This is a genomic window from Haliea alexandrii (assembly GCF_003719295.1).
GTDB lineage: Bacteria > Pseudomonadota > Gammaproteobacteria > Pseudomonadales > Halieaceae > Haliea > Haliea alexandrii.
In genome coordinates, this window is the sequence record NZ_RFLW01000003.1 from 21,414 (window position 1) to 43,519 (window position 22,106).

Annotated in this window: 17 protein-coding genes; 8 read left to right on the top strand and 9 right to left on the bottom strand. The window is 59.7% G+C overall.

The annotated features are described in order from the left end of the window. Positions 1 to 4: 4 nt before the first annotated feature. Together EGJ68_RS12485 and EGJ68_RS12490 are read left to right on the top strand one after the other, a co-directional pair. Positions 5 to 2,011 (top strand): hypothetical protein, encoded by a 2,007-nt coding sequence (locus EGJ68_RS12485; protein WP_199228042.1) that lies wholly within the window; start codon positions 5 to 7, stop codon positions 2,009 to 2,011. After that, positions 2,004 to 2,897, top strand: coding sequence for a sterol desaturase family protein (locus EGJ68_RS12490; protein ID WP_123034909.1), 894 nt, complete (start codon positions 2,004 to 2,006; stop codon positions 2,895 to 2,897). The genes EGJ68_RS12485 and EGJ68_RS12490 overlap by 8 nt, the downstream gene beginning before the upstream one ends. Here the strand turns inward: EGJ68_RS12490 and EGJ68_RS12495 are convergent. The 3 genes from EGJ68_RS12495 to EGJ68_RS12505 form a co-directional block, all read right to left on the bottom strand. Beyond that, a complete protein-coding gene (locus EGJ68_RS12495) occupies positions 2,894 to 3,988 on the bottom strand; it encodes a CNNM domain-containing protein (protein WP_123034910.1) in 1,095 nt (364 codons plus the stop codon). The two genes, EGJ68_RS12490 and EGJ68_RS12495, sit on opposite strands and share 4 nt — an antisense overlap. Before the next feature lie 104 nt (positions 3,989 to 4,092). Then, positions 4,093 to 5,235, bottom strand: coding sequence for a serine hydrolase domain-containing protein (locus EGJ68_RS12500; protein ID WP_233248804.1), 1,143 nt, complete (start codon positions 5,233 to 5,235; stop codon positions 4,093 to 4,095). Between the two features lie 148 nt (positions 5,236 to 5,383). Beyond that, entirely contained in the window at positions 5,384 to 6,811 is a 1,428-nt protein-coding gene (locus tag EGJ68_RS12505; protein WP_233248805.1) for a M20/M25/M40 family metallo-hydrolase, read from the bottom strand. Between the two features lie 234 nt (positions 6,812 to 7,045). On the opposite strand from EGJ68_RS12505, the gene EGJ68_RS12510 reads away from it, so the two are divergent. Beyond that, complete coding sequence (locus tag EGJ68_RS12510) at positions 7,046 to 8,728, top strand: diguanylate cyclase (RefSeq protein ID WP_158283644.1); 1,683 nt, start codon at positions 7,046 to 7,048, stop codon at positions 8,726 to 8,728. A 24-nt stretch (positions 8,729 to 8,752) separates the two neighbouring features. On the opposite strand, the gene EGJ68_RS12515 is transcribed toward EGJ68_RS12510, so the two are convergent. Continuing rightward, the gene (locus EGJ68_RS12515) at positions 8,753 to 9,523 is read right to left on the bottom strand and encodes an SDR family NAD(P)-dependent oxidoreductase (RefSeq protein ID WP_123034913.1); all 771 of its coding nucleotides are present in this window, start codon (positions 9,521 to 9,523) and stop codon (positions 8,753 to 8,755) included. Positions 9,524 to 9,714: 191 nt separating this feature from the next. Here EGJ68_RS12515 and EGJ68_RS12520 point away from each other — a divergent pair, with 191 nt between their 5' ends. Both EGJ68_RS12520 and EGJ68_RS12525 read left to right on the top strand, forming a co-directional pair. Next, the gene (locus tag EGJ68_RS12520; RefSeq protein ID WP_123035325.1) at positions 9,715 to 10,029 is read left to right on the top strand and encodes a DUF1330 domain-containing protein; all 315 of its coding nucleotides are present in this window, start codon (positions 9,715 to 9,717) and stop codon (positions 10,027 to 10,029) included. A gap of 6 nt (positions 10,030 to 10,035) precedes the next feature. Beyond that, positions 10,036 to 10,800 carry a DUF2889 domain-containing protein gene (locus EGJ68_RS12525; protein ID WP_123034914.1) on the top strand — a complete coding sequence of 255 codons (765 nt, stop codon included), beginning with the start codon at positions 10,036 to 10,038 and terminating at the stop codon, positions 10,798 to 10,800. A 47-nt stretch (positions 10,801 to 10,847) separates the two neighbouring features. Here EGJ68_RS12525 and EGJ68_RS12530 read toward each other — a convergent pair whose 3' ends face one another. The 5 genes from EGJ68_RS12530 to EGJ68_RS12550 form a co-directional block, all read right to left on the bottom strand. After that, positions 10,848 to 11,735 (bottom strand): Coq4 family protein, encoded by an 888-nt coding sequence (locus EGJ68_RS12530; protein ID WP_123034915.1) that lies wholly within the window; start codon positions 11,733 to 11,735, stop codon positions 10,848 to 10,850. A gap of 37 nt (positions 11,736 to 11,772) precedes the next feature. Next, positions 11,773 to 13,494, bottom strand: a complete 1,722-nt coding sequence (locus tag EGJ68_RS12535) for an N-acyl-D-amino-acid deacylase family protein (RefSeq protein WP_123034916.1) — start codon at positions 13,492 to 13,494, stop codon at positions 11,773 to 11,775. 600 nt (positions 13,495 to 14,094) lie between these two features. Beyond that, positions 14,095 to 16,362 carry a TonB-dependent receptor gene (locus tag EGJ68_RS12540; RefSeq protein WP_158283645.1) on the bottom strand — a complete coding sequence of 756 codons (2,268 nt, stop codon included), beginning with the start codon at positions 16,360 to 16,362 and terminating at the stop codon, positions 14,095 to 14,097. Positions 16,363 to 16,698: 336 nt separating this feature from the next. Further along, the gene (locus EGJ68_RS18510) at positions 16,699 to 17,112 is read right to left on the bottom strand and encodes a PaaI family thioesterase (RefSeq protein ID WP_123034918.1); all 414 of its coding nucleotides are present in this window, start codon (positions 17,110 to 17,112) and stop codon (positions 16,699 to 16,701) included. 25 nt (positions 17,113 to 17,137) lie between these two features. Next, positions 17,138 to 18,301, bottom strand: a complete 1,164-nt coding sequence (locus EGJ68_RS12550) for an acyl-CoA dehydrogenase family protein (protein ID WP_123034919.1) — start codon at positions 18,299 to 18,301, stop codon at positions 17,138 to 17,140. A 236-nt stretch (positions 18,302 to 18,537) separates the two neighbouring features. Here EGJ68_RS12550 and EGJ68_RS12555 point away from each other — a divergent pair, with 236 nt between their 5' ends. The 3 genes from EGJ68_RS12555 (at position 18,538) to EGJ68_RS12565 (ending at position 22,092) form a co-directional block, all read left to right on the top strand. Further along, positions 18,538 to 20,010 (top strand): zinc ribbon domain-containing protein, encoded by a 1,473-nt coding sequence (locus tag EGJ68_RS12555; protein WP_233248806.1) that lies wholly within the window; start codon positions 18,538 to 18,540, stop codon positions 20,008 to 20,010. A 66-nt stretch (positions 20,011 to 20,076) separates the two neighbouring features. Continuing rightward, on the top strand, positions 20,077 to 21,294 hold the full coding sequence (locus EGJ68_RS12560) for an acetyl-CoA acetyltransferase (RefSeq protein ID WP_123034921.1): 1,218 nt from the start codon (positions 20,077 to 20,079) through the stop codon (positions 21,292 to 21,294). A 24-nt stretch (positions 21,295 to 21,318) separates the two neighbouring features. Next, complete coding sequence (locus tag EGJ68_RS12565; protein ID WP_123034922.1) at positions 21,319 to 22,092, top strand: SDR family NAD(P)-dependent oxidoreductase; 774 nt, start codon at positions 21,319 to 21,321, stop codon at positions 22,090 to 22,092. Positions 22,093 to 22,106: the final 14 nt, after the last annotated feature.

A 22,106-nucleotide genomic window follows, 5' to 3' on the forward strand; every position in this document is an offset into this window, starting at 1 on the left:
GGCGGTGACGGCAGAAAGCGACAAACTGAACGGCCTGCTGGCCATGCTGGACGAGGCCACCGCCCTGCTGGCGGCGGCGCGGGACTTCGCCAAGCCCGGCAAACTGCCGCGCGTGCTGGATACGGCGCGGCGGGTGATGGTGCTGCCGGGTGGCTGCGCCGCCGTAGCTGCGCGCGCGCAAGCGATTGAACAAGCCGGGGTGTTTGCCGGCTCCGACTGGGCCACGCCGCAAATTCTGGTGCCCGCCCTCACGCCGCATTCGTTGGGCAGTGCCGATGCCCACACGGTGGTCATCGAGGCGCTATCGGAATTGCGCTTGTTGAGTGTGGCCCTGGGCGAGTACCGTCACCCACAGTTGCCCGCAGAGCAGGCACACCACTACCTCACCCAGGTGATCGCCATCAACCTGCACCTGCTCTTCGGCGCGCCCACCGAGGCGGAACGGGCCACCCAGGGCAAGCTGGCGCAGCTGCCGCGCAATCTCTTCAACTACCTTACCGAGCGCATCGGCTACGAACATGTGATCGACCAGCTGATCGACGAGATCTGGCGCATGCTGCAGCAGCGGCCCATCCAGGTGGACAGCGTCAAACACATGATCACCCAGATCGCCAGCTGCCAGGCGAACCCGGATATCGACCTGGGTAGCAGTGGCCAGGGTGCCAACCGCCTGGTGAGTGCCCTGTTCAGCCCCACCCGCGGCTGTGCCGAGGACCCCGGTGTGACGGTGTACCTTGAGCGCCTGCAGAGCATGGACCCGAGCGGCTTGCAGAGTGAGGCGATCGGTTGCGCGCGCGCCATGCACGACACTGGCCTGGTGTCGCCCTACCACGCCGTTCTGCTGCGCTTCCTGCTGGAACAGAACGACCACCTGCTGGCAGAAGCGCTGGGGCTTTCCGCCACTGGCCGCGATTGCCTGCTCTGTTACCGCGACCTGGTGCATGCGCTGATTCACGGCTGTGTGCAGCCGGATACGGCGCAGGCGGTGTACGGTCTGGCCCTGATGCTGGAACGCGGTATTCTCTATCAGCCCGCCGCCGCGCCCGCCCTGCTGCGCCAGCTGGGGTTGCAGCTGTCGGCGGCATCCCGGGAACGCCTGGCACTGGCTTACGGCGCCAACGTATCGCCCCGCGCCCGGCTGCTGGAAGGCGTACTGTGCATGCTCGGGCAGCCACTGGGCGTAGGCCAGGGCAACAACCCGACCTGCCAGTCGGCCCGCGCCCTGTCCATGTGGGCGTACAGCGACCCGGACTACCTGTTGCAGATGGTCGCCTGGGCAGCGCGGGACAACGAGATCATCATGCATTTTGAAGGGCAGCCGATATCTTCCAACGACAGCGAGGGCGGACTTGCCGCCACCCTGCCACTGGACCTGGATCCGGTATCACTGCTGGTGGTGCCACACCTGGACCGCATCTACGCGGAAATGGGGCGCCGCTGCCTCGGCCGCGAAGGTGACCCGCACCGCTGGGTCAACCCCGAGTTTCACGGCTGGTGGTCCGGCCGCGGCTTTCGTATCAACGTGGATGTCGCCAGCGGACAACTGGCCGACCTGGACGCCTTTCTGCGCCACTTCTATGCGAGCTACCATCCCTACTATAATGGTGGCCTGCCAGTGATCCACCCGCAGCCTGCTGGCATCGCCGTCACCGACAGCGCCGCGCGTTTTGTTGGCTGGCATGCCATCACACTGCTGCGTGTGAACATCGACCCAGGCAACACCATGCGTGTGTATTTCTACAACCCGAACAACGACAGCGGCCAGGACTGGGGCGATGGCGTGAAAGTGAGCACAGCCGGCAACGGCGAACGCTTTGGCGAATCATCCCTGCCCTTTGAGGAGTTCCTCTCCCGCCTGTACATCTTTCATTACGACCCGCTGGAGCCCGGCGCGCTGGCGGACGTGGCGCAGGAAGAGCTGGACCGCGTGACCGGCCTGGTGCACCGCAGCTGGGGCGCAGATCGCATCCCGCCCACGGCGCTGCAGGCGAGCGTAAGCCCGCATGCTTGAGGAGATTCTGCAGGACGACCTGAGCCTGTTCGCCCTGCCCCTGTACCTGGCAGCCGTGTTACTGGAGGCCTGGCACGCCCAGCGCCACCAATTGGGCCGCTACCGGCTGGGCGACACGCTGGCGTCTTTTTCCATGCTCGCGGCGTCCGCGATCGTCGAACTCCTGCCCCGCCTGCTGGCGCTCACGGCATTTGTTTACCTGCACGAGATTAGCCCGCTGCGCGATGTGATCGCTCGCCAGTGGTGGGCGTGGCTGTTGCTGTTTGTGCTCGATGATTTCACCTACTACTGGTTCCACCGTGCGAACCACGAGGTGCGCCTGCTGTGGGCGGGCCACGTCAACCACCACTCATCGCAGTACCTGAATTTCGGTACTGCGCTGCGCCAGGGTGTGGGTGAGCGCGTGCACAAGTTCCTGTTCTGGATGTGGCTGCCGCTGCTGGGCTTCGATCCGGCGATGATCATCACCGTCATCAGCCTGAACCTGTTTTACCAGTTCTGGATACACACCCGCGCCGTGGGCAAACTGCACCCGTGGATCGAGGCCGTGTTCAACACCCCCTCCCACCACCGGGTACACCACGGTTCCAACGTGCGCTATCTGGACCGCAACCACGGCGGTGTGCTGATTATCTGGGACCGGCTGTTCGGCACTTTCGCCGACGAGCGCGACGACGAGCCTGTGGTCTACGGGCTAACCAGCAACATCGAGTCAGACAACCCGTGGACCGTGCTCAGCCATGAATATCGCGCCATCTGGCGTGACCTCAAGCGCTCGCACCGTTGGGGCGACCGCCTGCGCATACTCTTTCTGGCGCCGGGCTGGTCGGCGGATGGTCCCGACAAGCGCGCCTCCACGCTGCGCGCGCAGGCGGGTATCCACTAGCGGGGGCGATTCGGGGCCGGGATGTCCTCGTCATCTTCGCGCGCGGTACTGCCGAGCAGTTCCGCTTCGGATTCCACGGTGAGGTTTTGCAGGCGCTTTTTCCAGCGCCGTTTCGCGTGACGGCGCAGGTTGGGAATGTCATCGCTTTCGTCCATGATCGGCTGGCCTATCAGCGCCTCGATCACATCCTCCATGGTCACCACACCCAGCCAGCTGCCGTACTCGTCGTACACCAGAAACATGTGCTGGCGCTCGCGAATGAACCGCGTCATCACCGATTCCACGTTGGCGCGGTCCGTGACGATGGTGGCGGGCTTCATCAGGTTGGCCACCCGTTGCCCTTCGTCCGCGCGAATCACGTCGTGGCGAAACAGAATACCCAGCGGTGCCTCGTCCGCATCCAGTACCGGATAGCGCGAGAACTGGTGCTCCTGAATTTGCTCGATGAACTCGGCCACGGTCTGGTCCGGCGCCAGAGTCTGGCACACCACGCGCGGGGTCATGATCTGGCGCACGTTGATCTCGTGCAGGTCGAGCACGTTGGAGATGACCCGCTGCTCATCCTCGTCGATCTTGTCCAGCTCACGGCCGAGTAGCGAGAGCGCCTTGATTTCCAGGCGTATGTCGTGCTCCGGCGGTTTGCCGCCAAACAGTTTCATGATCTGGTCGGACATCCAGATGGCCGGCTTCAGAATGAAAATCAGACCGTTGAGTATGGACGGCAGCGCCGGCGCCATGAGCACCCAATACCGGGCACCGATCGTTTTCGGCATGATCTCGGAAAACACCAGAATAAGCAGCGTCATAATGGCGGATGCAATACCGAGGAACCCATCGCCGTAGATTTTCACCACTTGCGCACCGACACCGGTGGCCCCCACTGTGTGTGCCACCGTGTTCAGGGTGAGAATGGCTGCCAGGGGCTGGTCAATGTGATCCTTCAGCACCTTCAGCTTTTCCCAGCGCTTGGGGTGTTCCTGTTTCTGCTGGGCGATGTAACTGGGGGTGATGGACAACAACGCCGCTTCCAGTATGGAGCACACAAAGGACACAGCGATGGACAGGATGGCAAAGGCGAGAAGCAGGCTCATGAATAACCGGTGGATTCCAGCAGCGGTTGGATCGGGGATAGGCTGGACTGTACGCACTTAACCCCATCGCGTCCAGCGCGATACACCGGGCACCTTGGCCTCCATTAGTCGACAGCTGCACGCGCCTCATCGACCGCCTGTGCCACCAACGGAATGATGTCCTCGAGCACCAGGTTCACGGGGGCACCGGAATCGCGACGGGTGTAATCGTCGATGGCGACGTAGCCGCCAATCATCCGCTCGGTATCAATCCACGACACGGCGCCGAAGGCGCCCGGGTCGTAGAATACTGTGGGCGCATCCCCTGCCGCTTCGGGCGTCACAATCCACCAGCCCATGCCATAGGGCACACCAAACTCGCCGCCACGGTCGACCTGCATGAACGCGACCGAGTCTGCCGACATCACGCGGTTGTCACCGCAGCGGCCACCGTTGAGGTGCATGAGCAACAGCTTGGCGTAATCCTGCAGGCTGGAAATGGCGCCGCCTTCGATGTTGGGGTTATCAAGGCCCTGCAGGCTGTCGGGGCTTCCGCTCCAGCCCTCAAGGTTGGACCACATATTGCCGAACTGAAACACCTCAAGCTCACACGGTTCTGCGATGTAGGCATCAAAGGCCTGACGCCAGGTACTGTTGCTGACCTGTTCTGCAACCGCGCCCGCCAGCTGCCATTGGGAGCCGCCGTAGTCGAATTTGCTGGCAGGCGGCACAGTGCCTTCCAACTCGGTGCTGTAAATGGTGCGCGCGCAGGCCTCCAGCGTGCCGCCGGGGGCATATTGGCACAGGTGAGCGCCGTAAACGCCCAGGCTACCCAGCCCGGGAATACCCGAGGTATTGCTCACCAGCTGCGTGACGGTGCGGTCTCCGTACACACCCTCCCAGGGCAGGTAGCCGCCGATGGGTTCTTCCACCGAGAAACCGGCATCGGGATCATCGTTCAGCGCCATCAGCAGCATCACCACCGGTACTTTGCTGGTGGATGCCAGCATGACAATCGTCTCCACACTGTGGTCACCAAAGGCGGCCTCATGCACAGTGCCCTGCCGTTGGTCTACCAGCGTGACGGAGATGCCGTCGAATATGGTGCTTTCATCGAGGAACTGCTGGAAGCGCTGATCCACGGCCGTAAAGTCATAGGCCGGCAGTATCTCGGGGGGCGATGGCGGCGTATCGGTACCATCACTGCAGCCGACCAGGGCGAGTGCAAGGACCGGCAAGGATACCCAAGGTGCATTGGATTGATACATGATACGCATACTCCGCAGTTATTATTCGTCGTGATGAGCGCGCAGCGTGCTGGAGCCAATCGACCCTCCTGCCCACTCGCGCGCAGACCCAGGCTACTCGCATTGAGCACCAGAGGCAGCGCCCTGTAAACCCTGCCCCTGCAGCGTATCAGCGGCGGAAGTCGGCAGTACTGTCAGCCGCCAGCCACGCAAACACCACGTAGGCCGCCACATTCTGGTCCAGTGCCACCGGGTCGATTTTATCCAGCGTATCGTCGTGCGTGTGATGCAGGTCGAAATAATCCATGCCGTTCTGCACCAGGCGCAGCGATGGCAGGCCGGCCGCTACCATGGGCACAAGGTCTGGCCCCGAGCCCGAGGTGTTCATGTCGCCGGGCGCTATGCCCAGCGGAGCCAGCAGCTCTGCCATGACATTCACCACCGTCTGGCCGGCCGGGGACACCTGTGCGGTCATCTTCCAGATGCGCTCTGCGCCAAAATCACTTTCGGTGCCGATCACGTGCTGGCCGAGCTGCTCACGGTGCGCGTTGAGGTATTCGTAGCCGCCCAGCAAGCCCACTTCCTCGGCACCCCAGAGCACCAGCCGGATAGTACGCCGCGGCCGCTTGCCTGAATCCAGAATCATCTTGGCCGCCGCGGTGGTGATCGCCACGCCAGCGCCATCATCAATCGCACCGGTACCGAGGTCCCAGCTGTCCAGGTGACCGCCGATAATCACGATCTCCTCTGGCCGCTCACGCCCCACAATTTCAGCGATGACGTTGCCACTTGGGGCACTGGCCGCGCTTTGCGGGCGCAGCAGCAGGTGCAATTGCAGCGGCAAGCCCCGACGCAGTATGCGCTCAATCTGGTCTGCGTCCGGATTGGACAGTGCCGCTGCGGGGATTTTCGGCACGCCGTCTGCGTAGCGCATCTGGCCGGTGTGGGGAAAGCGGTGATCATCCGTGCCGATGGAACGAATGACAATCGCCAGCGCACCCTTCTCAGCCGCGACACTGGCCCCTACCCGGCGCAACTCGCCGTAGAACCCGTAGGAGGAGCCGTCCTGGCTGCGCTGCATGGCGTGGCTGACGTAGGCAATCTTGCCGCTCAGGCTGCCGCTGTCCGCCGCGCGCAACGCCTGCAAGCTCTCGAAGGCGACCAGTTCTGCCTCAATGCCCGCCTCCGGTGTGGCCACCGAACCGCCGAGTGAGGTTATTGAGAGCGGCTGGGGGAACGGTGCCAGCAGCTCGGCGCGCTCTACACCGCGGGTCCAGCCAGGAATGGTAAAAGGCTCAATGCGCACATTGGCAAATCCCATGCGCTGCAGGCGCTGTACTGCCCATTCTCGTGCGCGGGCCTCGCTGTCGCTACCGGCCAGGCGCGGGCCTATTTCCGTGGTGAGCGCCTCCACCATATCCCAGGCCATGGTGCCATCAAGCGCTCGGTCACGCAGGGTGCGCGCGTGCGCCACGCTCGCCGGGCCGAGCCCGACCGCTTCCGCCGTGGGCCCCTCACTCTGCGCCGCGGGCACAGTGAACGTCAGTAACAACATGGCGAAGGCGCAAACACGCCGCAGTACGGGGGAAAAATCCATCAAATCAGCCCTGAATATGCGAAAAAAACGCACCCATTATCGCCGAATTCACCATACATCGCATCCTCAGAGGGGAGTTGTACGCCATCACCCCCGGGTGGCCCGCTGCAGCCAGCGCGCAGCCCAGGCGAATTAACCGCTCCAATAATGTAGGGTATGCTACGCTTTAATGAAGACAAACGCGCTCATGCCCCCGCACACGGGGCAGAAAATGGGCCATATTCTGGTGCCGCAATGACACGCAAACTGTCACCCCTGCGGTGGTTCCTGTTCTGGTTGATGGCTGTCACCGGCTGTCAAGGCGCGTTCGGCAGCCAGGCCATCACGCTAGACGCGCACGCAGAAACAGCCATAGGCCTGCGGCCCGAGAATCTGGAACTGCTCCTCGACCAAAGCGTGAATCAGACGCCTGAGGCTATTGCCGCTCGCTGGGCTGCCGGGGAATTCAGCCCGGCGACCGATCTCAACCTGGGCCTGCAAAGGCAGGGAGTCTGGGCGCGGCTTGAGCTCAAGAACACCATGGATCAACCCACCGCGGTGGTGCTTAGCCACCACTACGCGCCCACCGATCTGGTTGTGATTCGGCAGCCCCGCCCCGACGGCAGCTGGCATGAAAGACGCAGCGGTGATCTGCAAACAACCACGAGCAACGAGCGGCCCCGCACCCCCTCCTTTCTGTTACAACTGCCCGCCCAGTCCGCCACGCCCGTTTTTCTGTTCGTGGAAACGCAGTCAAACCTGAATTTCGACATGTCCGTCTATGCGCCCAACTCCTACAATCGCGTTGAGCAATCCCTCGCACTGATCTACGGTGCCCTGTTTGGTGCGGTCCTGATCTCGGCATTCTACCTGGTTCTGAGTGCCATCATGGTGCGCAGCCGGTTGGCCATTATCCTCGGCACCTACCTTGCGCTGTACGCAAGCTACGTGGGCTTTCTCATGGGTTATGTGCACTACGCACTGCCCGATGCGTTCACGCCGTACACCAATCAGCTGCACATGCTGAGCCTGGCGCTGTTGATGCACCAGGGCAGCCGCTTCTACCGCGCCTTTCTTGACCTCGCGCACAAGGCCCCCATTGCGGACAAGCTGGTCGCGGGCCTGCAGTGGCTCGCCCTGGGCCTCGCCTTCCTGCACGACTTGCCGCCGCTACTGGCCACGCTGCTCAGTCTGGTGGTGATCTTTATCGGCCCACTGCTGACCACAGGGTTGGCCCTGTATCTCTGGCATCGCAAAGTCAAGCAGGCGGGCGTTTTCACCCTCGGCTGGGTGCTGGCGCCTACCGCCGCTATATTGAACACCCTGCGCGTCAATGGCCTGCTGCCCAATATGGACTGGTTGCTACATCTGCCCGCCATCGGCCTGCTCATGACCCTGGCCTTTTTCAGCTACGCCGTGCTGCGCCGCTTTTCGCTGGAGAGAGATCTCGTATTCGTCGACCCACTCACAGGTCTGCTGAATCGACGTGGCCTGGATGCGCGTGCCGCGGACGAGTTCGAACGCCGCGAGCGATTCAGCGTTCCTCTCACGCTGCTGGTGCTGGATATTGATCATTTCAAGGTGGTTAACGACACCCATGGCCACGGTGTGGGGGACCAGATACTCCAGGCACTGGGGGATTGCCTCACGCGGGTGTCCCGCGAACTGGACCTGGTGGCACGCCTGGGTGGCGAGGAGTTCGCCATCCTCTGCGTGCAAACGGATCTGCGCTCCGCCACGGTATTGGCCGAACGCCTGCGGCAGGCCGTCGGTGCGCTGCACGTCGCCGGTCAGCGGTTCACTATCAGCATTGGTGTGGCCCCGGTGCACGACAGCGACCGCAGCATTTGGGATACGCTGGTGCGCGCCGACAGCCTGATGTATCAGGCAAAACACGAAGGGCGTAACCGCGTGGTTGCAGCCGGGCACATCGCCTGACGCGCCGCTGGAGCCGGAATTCCGCTAGCGTGTGCGCTGCGAGGCGATAGTGCCGCCGTCTACTACCAGCTCGGCTGCGGTAATGTAGCTGGCATCGTCAGACAACAGAAAGCGCACTGCCGCCGCTACTTCACGTGGTGCCCCCATTCTGCCGAGCATCACCGGGCGTTCGAAATGCCCGGGCTCAAGATGCTCCACCACGGGCTGCATCATGGGTGTGAGGATATAGCCCGGCGTGACGGAATTGATGCGAATACCATCGCGCGCCAGGTCATCCGCGAGTGAGCGCACCAGCGACAACATGCCGCCTTTAGAGGCGGTATAAGCCGGGTTCATCTGGTTACCCAGCGTGGCATTAATGGAGGCAATGGCAACAACGGCCGAACCCGGTTGCGCCGCGAGCAGGCTGCGCAACTGCTGCACCATGAACGGCAGCGCCTTCAGGTTGACGTTGAGCACCGCATCCCACTGCGCTTCCGTCATGTCCTCAACCGGCACCGCAAGCGAAATGCCGGCCGCGTGCACCAGGCCACCAATGCTGGGCAACGCTGCCCGCGTTTTCTGCAAGGCCGGCGCGATATTGGCCATCGCGCTGAGGTCGACGCCCACACCCACGGTGACAACGCCATACCGCTCACCCAGGTCCGCCGCCACCGCCACGCTGCGCTCGGCGTTGATATCCCAGACCGCGACTGGCCTGCCCACCTCTGCCAGGGCTTCTGCGCTCGCCAGGCCAATGCCGGACGCGCCACCGGTGATAATCACTCCACTGCCAGGGTTTGCTGACTTGCTCATTTACGCAGCCTCTTTTTCATAGTCACGGACAATCTAGAGCACTGGGCCACGCTAACCTAGTCGACTCGGGCAGAAAGCGTCCGCCAGTTCAAATGTATGAGCCTGCCTGATGATACTGCCTCCCCCTGCTTCTCGCAGGTAAACCCCGAACCCTGTACTGTGTGCGCTTCAATCTGATTGAGGACATCACCGTGGCTGATGCACCCGCCTACATCGTGGCCAACTTTATCGTTCACGACGCCGCTGAATACCGCCAATACGAAAAAGGCTTCTTCCCGATTCTCAAGCGCCACGGCGGCAGCTTCTTCACCTACGATGACAATCCGGACACCCTGGAGGGCCCTGAACCACGCGAGGGGCGCGTGGTGCTGTTTCAGTTCCCCAGCGAAGCGGCGGCACGGGCCTGGTACGCAGACCCGGACTACCAGGCACTGTCTGAATTTCGCCGCGCAGGCACCGAACTCAAATTCCTCACCCTACTGCACGGGCTGCCGCCGCGAGCGTAGGCAGACATGAGCATTCCAGACCTGCCCATCACCAACCCACACTACGGCACGGGCGTGTACCGGCGCCGTATCCGGCTGATGCCCGGTGAAGGCCACGTATTTGCCGAGTTGGAAGACAATAACCACGGCTTTCGCCTTGGTATTGAGCACGATGACCTGTTTATCACAGGCATCACCGGCGATGCCTTGCGCACGCCGCTGTCCACCTGCCCCGGCGCCCTCGTCCGCCTGCAACGGCTGGTGGGCGCTGATGTTCACAGCGATGCCAAGGAACTGAGCCGGCGCGCCGACCCGGCTAGCAATTGCACGCACTGGCTGGACCTTTGCATACTTGCGATCAATCATATTCCGCGTGGCGCCGTTGACCGGCAATACGATGTCGCTGTGACCGATGAACACTACGGTGTTTCGGAGCTTAGTGTGCACTGTAACGACAAAGCCGTGCACCGGTGGTATGCCAGCGGCCTCGCGCTGACAGGGCCGGAACCGCTTGCCGGGCGCACCCTGTTCCGCGGCTTTTCCAGCTGGGCTCGAGACTGTTTCAGCGGCGACGCCTTGGAAGCGGCACTGGTACTGCAGCGCGGTAATTTCGTGGCACAAGCGCGGCGCTTTGCCGATGCACTCGGAGAGGCAAATGAGCCGGTTAGAAAACACCAGAATGGCAATGTTTGCTACAGCTACTCAGCGGAGATAGTCGAGCAAGCGCTACACCGGCCACACAGCGTGCGAGACTTCACAGAAACGCCGGAGCTGCTGCTGAAGTTTGTGTGAAAACCGGATGGTCACGGCCGCTGGCTAGCCTGCGGTGCGCTTGCCTCTCACACCGCCTCAAGCGCTTCGCGCTGACGCGCTCGCGCCCTCACTTCTTCCATTTCCTCGAAGTACGCACCCTCGCTGATCACGTTGGACTGCTCCGGATAATCCCTCGCCAGTACATTGCGCATACCGATTGCCTCCCGCGCTGCCTCCGGGGTCAGGTGCAGGATGTCCTCGTATTTCAGCATGAAATAGGGCTCGGACGTGCGGCCGATCAGCAGCCCGCGCTCCATGCGCTCAATGATTGCTGTCATGCATTCGGGGTAATGCAGCGTGGCGCGCATCAGCTGACCCGACAGTAGCGTGCTGTTGATGATGGTCAACTTGCCCGCGAGCCCGGGGCTGAGAACGCTGTGGACGCTGGTGATTTTCATCGCGGTTGGCACCATTTCATTGATGATGTCGAACGGTGCAGCCGCGAGGATGTGCTCGAACACATCGTGAATCTGGGAGCTGCGCATCTGCCAGTAATCCAGGTCGCTCTCCGGCTCATGCAACTCGATGATGTTGGGTTCGAACTGGCGGTCGTGCAAGTAGCGATAGTAGATACCGCCCACACTCTCCGGCGGGTAGTGCCTGAAGTCATCCCGCTCCATGGTGGAGAGATAGCGTTCCGACAGCCAGTCCGCGAAACGTGGATTCACCTTTTTTTCCGCATCGAAGAGTCGCTGAACCTCTGCGTAATCCTCCACTGCACCTAGTGCCTCGTAGAGCGCTGGCAAGCTGTAGGTCGGGGGCAGATCACGCCCGTTGCGTCCCAGCATGCGCAGGGCTATGCCTTCCCGCACCCGCGCGTCATTCAGATACCGTGACGAGCTGATTAATATTGAGCTTGCGGAGGTGGGTGCCGTCGCCCCTTTCATCAGGTAAGGTATTTTTTTGTCTGTCATCGGTGCCTCCGTCACATTGGCAGGTGAACGCGGCGCCTCAGGCGCCGGCCGGGCTGAGCATCTCGCCGGGAGCGGCCCCCGTGGACTTGCCGTCGGCGAAGGTGACCTCGCCGTTGACCATGGTCAGGCGCATGGGCGCCGGATCACGGGTAAAGCGCCAGGTAGTGCCGCCGTTTTCGTCGGGCACATCGAAGGCCTTCTTCATAGGACGGCGGTCCACCTCCTCGAGGTTAAACACCGTGATGTCTGCGCGTCGACCCACCTCGATCCGGCCCAGCTCCTGCAGGCCAAAGAAGTCTGCGACTTTTCCGGTCTGGGCGTGCACCGCCTCCTCCACGCTGATCCAGCCCCTCTCCCGGCAGTAATAGCTGAGCAAGCGAATGTTTTCACCGCCCCCACAAAGCATCTGCCCGTGGGCGCCGGCGTCAGAGATGTTGGGAACCGTCCACGGATCCTTGATCAGTCGCACCACCATCTGCTCGTTCTGCGGGAAGGGTGCCATGTGCACTGTGGAGTGAACGGAGTTCTTTACCAGCCATTCGGCCATGGCATCGGAGGGATGCACACCCAGCTCCTGCGCATAGTCGGCGAGGGAGATATCCACGGGGCCCACGCCGTTTTCTGAGTTGATAAGCAGCAAGCTCTGCGGGTTGGCAAAAGGCGAGTGTTTCCAGACTTTCTCGTCCCAGCTGGCCCGCGCGCGTTCGCGCCAATCCGCGTCCTGCAGCAGCTTCAGTTTTTCTTCCTCGCTCTCCGCCAGCACCACTTCGTGCCACACATAGTCATTGGACTGAGCGAAAATCAGAGACTTTTTAATGCTGATAACACTGGTCGGGGGCACGTGGGCAAAGCCTGCCCGGATATCCCGTCCCTCGCGCTTGAAGCGCTCGCGAAGGGGACCAACCTTGTCCTCGATGTCTTTCTGGAACGCCAGGGTCGGCGCCATGCCCGCCACCTGAGCGCGAATCGGTCGGTCGCCGATCAAGCGGTCGATGCGTGCAATGGAATCCGGTGCCGTCTTGCGCATGAAGGTATCGACGATCACCTGCAGCGTGGCACCTGGATATTTCGCCAGCACATCCAGCAGGGCCCGCCACTCGGCATCATCCGCCTTCAGGGTTGGCACTGGACGGTCCTGGCCGTCGTGGTCCAGCAGGTTAGACGACATACCCAGGGCACCTGCGGCCAGAGCCTCATCCAACATCGCACACATGCGCTGCACCTCCTCGGCCGTTGCGCCGCGCTCCCAGGCCTCCATGCCCATCACCGCCAGGCGGATCGCCAGGTGACCAACAAAAGCGCCATAGTTGGCGGGCACCTTGACCTTACTGGTCATGGACGCCTTGTACTCCGGCCAGCTGCGCCAGTCCCAGGGCAAGTGCTCCAGAAAGGGCGCCACCGGAATATCCTCAAAGAAGGAAAAGATGTTGATCATCTCCCTGCGCACTGCAGGGTCATCGGAAACCGGCGCTGCGGTAAAGCCACAGTTTCCGAGAATAGTGGTGGTTACACCATAGCCGGGCAACGGATCAAGATCCGGCTGCCACCACATGTTGGCATCGAAGTGGGTGTGAGTCTCGATAAAACCCGGCGACACATAGCAGCCGCTGGCATCCACCACCTGTTCCTGCACCTCCGGCTGCAGGCCGCTGGCCACCTCGGCAATGCGGCCGTCGCGCACGCGAACGTCCGCTGTAAACGCTGGGGCGCCTGTGCCATCGACGACCATTCCGCCAGAAATCAGGGTTTTATTATTCATATAATCACTCCTCAAAAGATGAACTGACGCATTCATCGGGCACCCGCGCGCACAGGAACTGTCGGTTTCCGGAGGTGCGCCGTGAACGCCAGGTTCGGGACGGCAATAAGCATATCGAATGTTTTTAGCAAAGCTTATTAATTCTCGTTGAGAATAAAAGGCCTGAGCGATGCGGGTCAAGCGTTGGTAGCGCGCGAGGGCCGCACGCTCCTCGCGCAGCAGACAGCATCACGTCTTCTGTCGGGGCGACGACTTAGGGGGGTTACGGAAGGTCGAGTTTAACCAGACTGCCCAGAGCATCGGAAAATTGTCCCTGCGATCTTCCGGCTGGGTAAGATCGCGTAATAAATCGGGCGCAATATCTCTGGTCAGGGAGGCCTTCACAAATTGAGGTACATCCTCTGTCAAAATCCATCCGCAGTATGTCGCTCCAAGTTGAACGTATCCTGTGAACCAACGAAAACCAAACGCTCCGAACGCGAAGTAGACCTGATTGATCTAGCGATGTGGCGTAAGCCCTGTTTTTTTTGCACAAAAAAAAGGCCGGTTAAAAACGGCCTAATAAGCTCCATTCGCGACCTGGAGTGATTCTAGCAACAATTACTCGTACACGTAGCTGACTGTAACCCCGTAAGTTCTCGGGTCGCCAAATGGCGAGATTCCGGACGCTCCGAAGTCGGCAAAGGCACCGATATCACTGACAGCGTACTCTTCATCCGTAAGGTTGCGCCCCCAGATGGAGACCTTTAAGTCACCATTGGTGAAGCGAAATTGTGACAGAGACACGCTTGCGTCAAGCAAACCGTATTTGTCGTTACGATTGGATGTACCCAGTACGATTCCGGACTCCGATTCATCCTCGTAGTAGTAGTTGATATTGGCTTGAAGCAGCAGGCCATTGAATACGGTTCGCGCGTAATCCAGGCTGGCACTGTAGCTAAGCTCCGGCGCGTAGGGCAATTCGTCCACCAGCGGTGTCGGTGGTGCACCCGTATTGGGGTCAATACTGTCTTTGTCGAGGCTGGTATCCAGGTAGCCGCCGGCCAATGTCAGGGTGAAGGACTCTGACAAGAGCGCCGTCAGGTCAAACTCGGCCCCTCTGATGCTGGCATCGCCGAGATTAAGGTTGTCACGATCTGCCGGTGTGGGGCCCGTTTGTATGCTGCCTTGGTAATCCTGGTATTCCATATCGAACACGGCAGCGTTCAAACGAACCCTGTGATTCCAGTACTCACCCTTGATACCCAACTCGTAGGAAACTATGGTCTCCTCATCAGCACCCTCCTGGAAGAGAAATTCTTCATAAGAGAGGGTTGACGTACCTCCTGAGCGATAACCGGTAACGACCGACCCGTAAATGTTGACTGAGTCAGAGACGTCATAGGCGATCGTCAAAGACGGATTGAAATTATCGAATTCCTTCTTATATTTGGTATCGATAAAGGGGTTACTGGAGTTGGTATTATTGCGAACCGCCTCGCGCTGGTCTTCCGAATAGCGTGCCCCAACGGTCACATGAAACGCGCTCCCCACGGGCGTATAAGTCGCCTGACCATAGACGGCAATACTTTTGTTCTCAGTCTCAGTCTCGTCAGTGCCTGGCAGTTTCGGTCCGCCAATGCTAGCACTGAGATCCCGGTTCTTGCTGTTGTCGTCGTAGTAGTAGATCCCCGAGACGTACTCGATATCCCCGCCCATTAAACCGGTATCACCAATGAGCTGGAACTCCTGTGTGGTCTGCGTGAACTCCTGGCGGTACTCACCGCCAGTCCCCAGAGGAGAGGGACCAATCGGAAAGGGTACACCGGGAATCTCCAAATAGGTCTGCACTGTGCCTGTGACCTGAGTGAACTGCGTGGCATCGACATCGCGGTATCCCGTGATTGACTTCAGCTGCATATTTTCAGAGAGCTCCCAGGAGACTGTGAGCGAGCTACCCCAGACGGTGTTTTCATCCGGTTGCACGTCGAAAATCGAATAGCCCTTATCCAGGCGGTTATCCGTGATCGGATCCGGATAGAAGATACTGGCGATTGGAGCCCCAGGTGGACCCAGCGGCACCAAAACCGGAGTATCTGTGCCCGCTACCGATTCGGCGTAGCCACCCAGCACTTGTGAATAACGCGCGGTGTCCTCTATTTGCGTCGCCTCGGCAACAAAGTCGATGAGCAGTGTGTCTGTAGGCTCCACCCTGAACGCGACGCGAGCTGCGACTCTATCCTCTTTGCCCCAGTTTTCGCCAATGCCCGTATTCTCCACCAGGCCATCGCGCTGCGATACCAGCAGACTCATCCGAGCGGCCGCACTCTCACCCAACGGAATGTTGATCCCTGTATTCGACTTGACCCTGTCATAGTTGCCCGCAGTGAAAGACTGTCTCAGCGTGAACTCACCGATCTCCGGTTTTCTGCTGATCAGGTTGATCGCGCCACCTGTGGCGTTACGACCGTACAGCGTACCCTGTGGCCCGCGAAGAATCTCAATCCGCTCCAGATCCGATGCTTCGAAGGAACCACCAAAGGATGAGCCGACATAGATACCATCGGTATAAAGAGCGACGGCAGGATCCTGGGTGACTTCCACCGTGACAGCACCGACACCGCGAATGAACGAACGGAAGGTCGTGGCGATACCAAAGTATTCATTGGTGATGACATTTGGGACTTTGGCACCGATATCCTCGATTTCATCAATGCCGAACTTCTCCAGAGACTCGACCCCCATGGCGACAAGCGAGATCGGCACATCCTGCAGTGACTGCTCCCGCTTCTCTGCGGTAACCACGATTTCTTCCAACGCAGGACCGACACCCTGTTGCGCTGTCGCGTGCTGCACCGCCAAGGTCAATGCGCAAGTTGCCATCGCCATGCCCCTGCTTACGGGTGTGCACGCGCCTTTGCAACGCACTGCACCTCGCCCTTTGACACCGTGATTCTTATGTGTAGTCATGCCATTAAATTCCATATTTTGCGTTGAATGTTATTTATGTGTGAACGCAGAAAATTCTAGTGCATCGAATTGCTTATTAAGTACTCGTGTTTTGCTTGCTTGGGTTCCACTACTATCGAAGACCGATGAGGAATGTAACTTTTATTCGGCTCACATTTGAGCTACCAGCCCGCCGTTACTCCCGGTCAGCCCGCTGCAAAGCCACTCTTGACCGTAAATTGCAACAGCGCGTTCGGAAACAAGACAGACCTTTAATCAGGCAAGGGGCTTGCGTTCCGTCACAAGGAAAATCGCGCCGCCCTGCGCCAAAAGGCGATGCTGGGCGTCAAAGAGCTTTCCCTCTGCGACTACAGTCTTTCTGCTCCTGTTGATCACTCGCCCCTCCGCATAGATTCGACCCCTAGCCAGTGGCCGGAAAAAATTACCTGACAGTTGCATTGTCGGCGCTAGGGAAACCCTGGGGCTGTCGGATTGCACTGACCGCGACATTACGGTATCCAAGAGTGCCAGAAATACGCCACCGTGCACGCTGCCCGCCCCATGAAGGTGTTGTTGTCCTACCGCCAGCTCCAGCCGGTATACGCCATTTTCATAGCCGCAGAGTTGTATGCCTAGCAGTTCGTTAAAGCCCGCCACAGTCGCCCCCGTCGTCACGGCATTGCGGGACATCTCTGTTTGGCATGCCAACTGCGCCCTACCTGGGCAACTTCAACCGATTGCAGATATTGTTCTTCTGTATGGCAGAAGAACCACCGAGTATAGGCATCACAAGGATGTCACGCACGTAGCGCTCCATATCAAAATCTCCCACATATCCATACGCACCCATAATCTGCTGACAGCTAAGAACGATCTCACGCGCAGTCTCACAGACAAACAGCTTGGCCATGGCGGTTTCGACGGCGGCAGGCCTGCCTTGATCGACCATTTGCGCCGCGTTGTAAGTCATTAGACGGCAGGCCTCCAGTCGTGTCCTGGCATCCGCGAGCATGTGACGGATCGATTGTAATGAGCAGATGGGCTTGCCAAACTGAATGCGCTCCTGCGCATAATTCCAGGCGTCCTCGACGGCGGCTCTGGCAATGCCCAGCGCCATCGCCGCCACCTCAACCTTCTCAATGTCCAGTCCAGGTCCGGCCAACTTCTCCCAACCCCTGTTCCAGCCCTCCTCACCACCGATAACATTGCCCATCGGCACCTCGACATCAACGAAGCTCACGTCAAAGGTACCACCACCTTTCAGCCCCAGCGTGTCCTGTGGCTCCAGCAACACCCCCGGTGTCGTCGGAGGAATCAGTACCAAGGACAGGTTTTTGTAGCGTTGGTCAGCCGGCCCGGTCCTGACAAGGGTATAGATGTAATCGGAGATAGCCGCCCCAGAGCAGAACCGCTTGCTGCCATTGATCACAACGGTATCGGCATTGCGAATAGCGGAGGTTCTCACACTGGCGACATCTGAACCCACATCCGGCTCTGACAGGCCATACGCGAACATCAAACCTTCCTGCGCGACTCGTGGCAATAGTGCTTCTTTTTGTTCGTGGCTGGAGACCTCCTCCAGGTTCAGGCCAGCGTAACAACTGGACTGTATATAGGCGCAGCCCACGGACATACTGCGTGAGCACAGCTCTTCAATCACAACGACGGTGGCGACGATATCCTTGCCACTGCCCCCGTACTGCTCGGAAACTGTCAAGCCCATACACCCCATTTCCACCAGCTTGTCGTGAACATCACGGGGAAAGTAATTCTCCTTGTCCCAACGCTTTACCAGGTCACGGGGCATCTCCTTTTCAACAAAACTCTTGAGACTGCTGCGAATCATCGCAGTTTGTTCGGACTCCTCGAACTGATTCACGCCTGCTTACCCCCTACGGCTTTTCCATCGACCGGGGATGGTAATGTGATACTTCGCTTACATTGAACTCGCGTTCTCGACGCCGTGTACTTCAGCAACACTGACACCGTCACTTCCCTACAGTGCCACTGCGTACCATACGAGTTTAATGTGAGTTTTCTCTCAGATTAGGATTGCTCTCCCGAGCGAATACAACCATCGAGCATGCCCGAGCAGGGTTTGTCAGGGACTAATCTATGCAGCCTATGGACACCACATCCACTAGTGGAGCCGGCATTACCTCAATCGGCTCCTATATCCCGAGAACCCGGCTGTCCCGCAAGGCAATTGCCGCAGCAAACAGCTGGGCCAATCCTGGCCTGGTCGGCAGGGGCAAGGGACATCGCGCGGTGTGCTCGCACGACGAAGACGCAATCACCATGGCTGTGGCCGCGGCCCGCGCTGCGCAGGCGGCCGGATGTCGCGACGTCGTGCAAGTATTGCAGTTTGCGTCTACAACATTGCCGTTTGCTGATCGCCAGAATGCCGGCATCATCCGTGAGGCGCTCTCCTTGCCCTCGGCGTTGCGCACCCTTGATGTCACGGGCTCACTACGCTGCGCCACCTCAGCGCTGATCGCAGCACTGGAATCAAGAGAGACACAGCTGCTCATCGCAGCCGACAAGCGCAGGACGCTACCGGCAAGCACACTGGAGATGTCAGTGGGCGATGCCGGCGCCGCTGTGATCACGGGGCAGCACAACGTGCTCGCTCACTATCTCGGGAGCTACTCGAGCGCCATCGATATGACGGACCACTACCGGGCTCAGCATGCCGAGTTCGACTACCAGCTGGAGGAGCGCTGGGTCCGCGATGAAGGGCTTCTAAAAATCATTCCCGAGGCGATCTCACAGCTGCTGGAGACGCTGGCTGTGGCTGGCAGTGAGATTTCGCATCTGGTTCTGCCCGGGGTCGATAGCAAGACAGGCAGTGCAATCGCGACGCATTGCGGGATTGCAGGCACAGCGATCAGCAACAATCTAGAGCTCGAGTGCGGTACCAGTGGCTGCGCACATCCTCTGTTAATGCTCAACCATGTCCTTGAGAATGCGCAACCTGGCGACAAAATACTGCTGATAGGATTTGGCCAGGGTTGCGATGCACTGCTTTTCCGGGCGACTGAACTGGTCACACGACTTCACACCGAGCAACCGCTTCAGAAACTATTGAATAGCGGTGTAGAGGACGACAATTATCAGCGCTATCTGTCGATCAACCAGCTGGTGGAGCTCGACTGGGGTATGCGGGCGGAACGCGACAATAGAACGTCACAATCTGCGTTCTTCCGGCATCGGAGCACGGTAACAGGATTCATCGGCGGCCGCTGTACACACTGCGATACGCCTCAGTTCCCGCGAAGACCCATCTGCGCCAACCCCGAATGTCGTCGCTCCGGCGAGCAACACGACGAGCCTTTCAAGGACAAACGCGCAACCGTCAAATCCTACACCGAGGACTGGCTGGCGCTCTGTTACAACCCGCCCCTGAAATACGGCAACGTTCGCTTCGAGGGCGGCGGTGTGGTGATGATGGAGTTTGCCGATTTCGCGGTGGGTGAAGTACAGGTGGGCACGCCCTTGCGCATGGTATTTCGAATCAAAGACGAAGACAGCAAGCGCGGTTTCAGGCGCTACTTCTGGAAGGCGGCGCCTTGTCTCGGCGCAAGCTGATCTGTGCCTACCGCAACGGCACGGCACCGGGTTGCTATTGGCAGCCAGCATATAAAGGAATGAATCATGGCCCAGGGTATTAAAGACAAGGTGGTTATCATTGGCATGGGCTGTACCCGCTTTGGCGAACATTGGGGTAGCAGCGCGGAAGACCTTATCGTCGAGTCGTTCAGCGAAGCACTGTCAGACGCCGGCATCGAGCGAGACCTGCTTGAAGCTGCCTGGTTTGGACTCTCCGTCGACGAACAGAATCTGGGTAAGTCTGCACTGTCCCTGTCCGAGACGCTGCGCCTGCCAAATATCCCGGCGACACGCGTGGAAAATATGTGTGCCACCGGTACCGAAGCCCTGCGCGGTGCGGTCTATGGTGTCGCCTCCGGAGCCTGTGATATCGCTTTGGCGCTGGGCGTGGACAAGCTCAAGGATACCGGCTATGGCGGGCTGCCAGAGCGCACAAAGGGCACCTTCGATGACCTATGGAGCCCCAGCGCCACAGCGCCGGGTTCTTTTGCCCAGCTCGCCAGTGCCTACAGCGCCCGCCACAACATCAGCATGCAAAAACTGAAGCAAGCTATGGCGCATGTCTCCTGGAAAAGCCATGAGAATGGGTTCCTTAACCAAAAGGCTCATCTGCGCAGTCGCACGACGATAGAGAAAATTCTCGCGGCACCGACCATCGCCTACCCGCTCGGCCTGTTCGACTGTTGTGGCGTCAGCGACGGTTCCGCCTGCGCCATTGTTTGCACACCTGAGAAAGCCGCCGAACTGGGCAAGACCGGCACCCTGGTCAGCATCAAATCCATGCAATTGGCACTAAGCAACGGCTCTGAATTGTCCCACGACTCCTGGGACGGCAGCTATGCGCTCACCACCCGGGTCGCAGCAGCCCGCGCTTACCGGGAAGCCGGTATCGAAGACCCGGTAAGTAATCTCGATCTCGTTGAGGTCCACGACTGCTTCTCAATCACGGAACTCGTGACTATGGAAGACCTTGGACTTTCAGACACCGGAAACGCCTGCGACGACATCTTGGCCGGCAAGTTTGACGCCACCGGGAAAGTCCCCTGTAACATCGACGGCGGCCTCAAATGTTTTGGCCATCCAATCGGAGCCACCGGCCTGCGTATGGCCTATGAGCTGTACCTCCAACTCCAAGGCCGTGCTGGTCAACGCCAGCTTGACCGTCCACGTACCGGGCTGACCCACAACCTCGGCGGATTCCCTAACAAGAATGTCTGCAGCGTATCCATCCTCGGACTCTACGAGAACGATGGCTATCGCTAGCATGATCAACAAAGGACGTACGTAATGCAAAACCCAATGATGATGACTGACCGTGTAATCATGGTCACCGGCGGCGGCCAGGGAATTGGCCGCCAACTAGCCGAGCAGCTGCTGTCCCTGGAAGCGAAGGTCGCGCTTGTCGATATCGATGCCGGCATGTTGGCCGAAGCCCGCGACGCTCTGGGCGCTTCCCGCGTGAGCACCTATTGCGGCGATGTCAGCGACCCCGAGTTTGTCAATGCGACGGTCGACAGCATAGTGGCTGAGCAGGGTGACATCCATGGACTGATCAACAACGCCGGGATTGTAAGGGCTGCAATGGCCAGCGAAATGGCTATTGAGCAATGGCACCAGGTGATAGGCGTCAACCTTACGGGGGCCTTCATCTGCCTGCAGGCTGTGGGACGGCATTTGATCAGCAAGGCAAAAGAGGGCGACCCGAATCCAGGCAGCGTCGTCAACATTTCATCTGACGCCGGACGTCGCGGCACCATCGGACAGATCAACTACGGCGCGGCAAAGTCCGGCGTACTTGGCCTCACCATGTGCTCCGCACGCGAATGGGGACGTTACAACATCAATGTCAACAGCGTGTGCTACGGCATGGTGGAGACCGCAATGACCGCGACGATCCGTCAGGAGAAATTTCGCGACAAGTATCTGTCACAGATTCCGCTGGGCCGTTTCTCGACGACCGGGGACGTGGCACCGGCGACATGTTTCCTGCTCAGCGATGCCGCTTCCTACATCACAGGCCAGCATCTCAGCATCGATGGTGGCTTCTACATCAGTTCCTGACTTCCAAGTCAGGA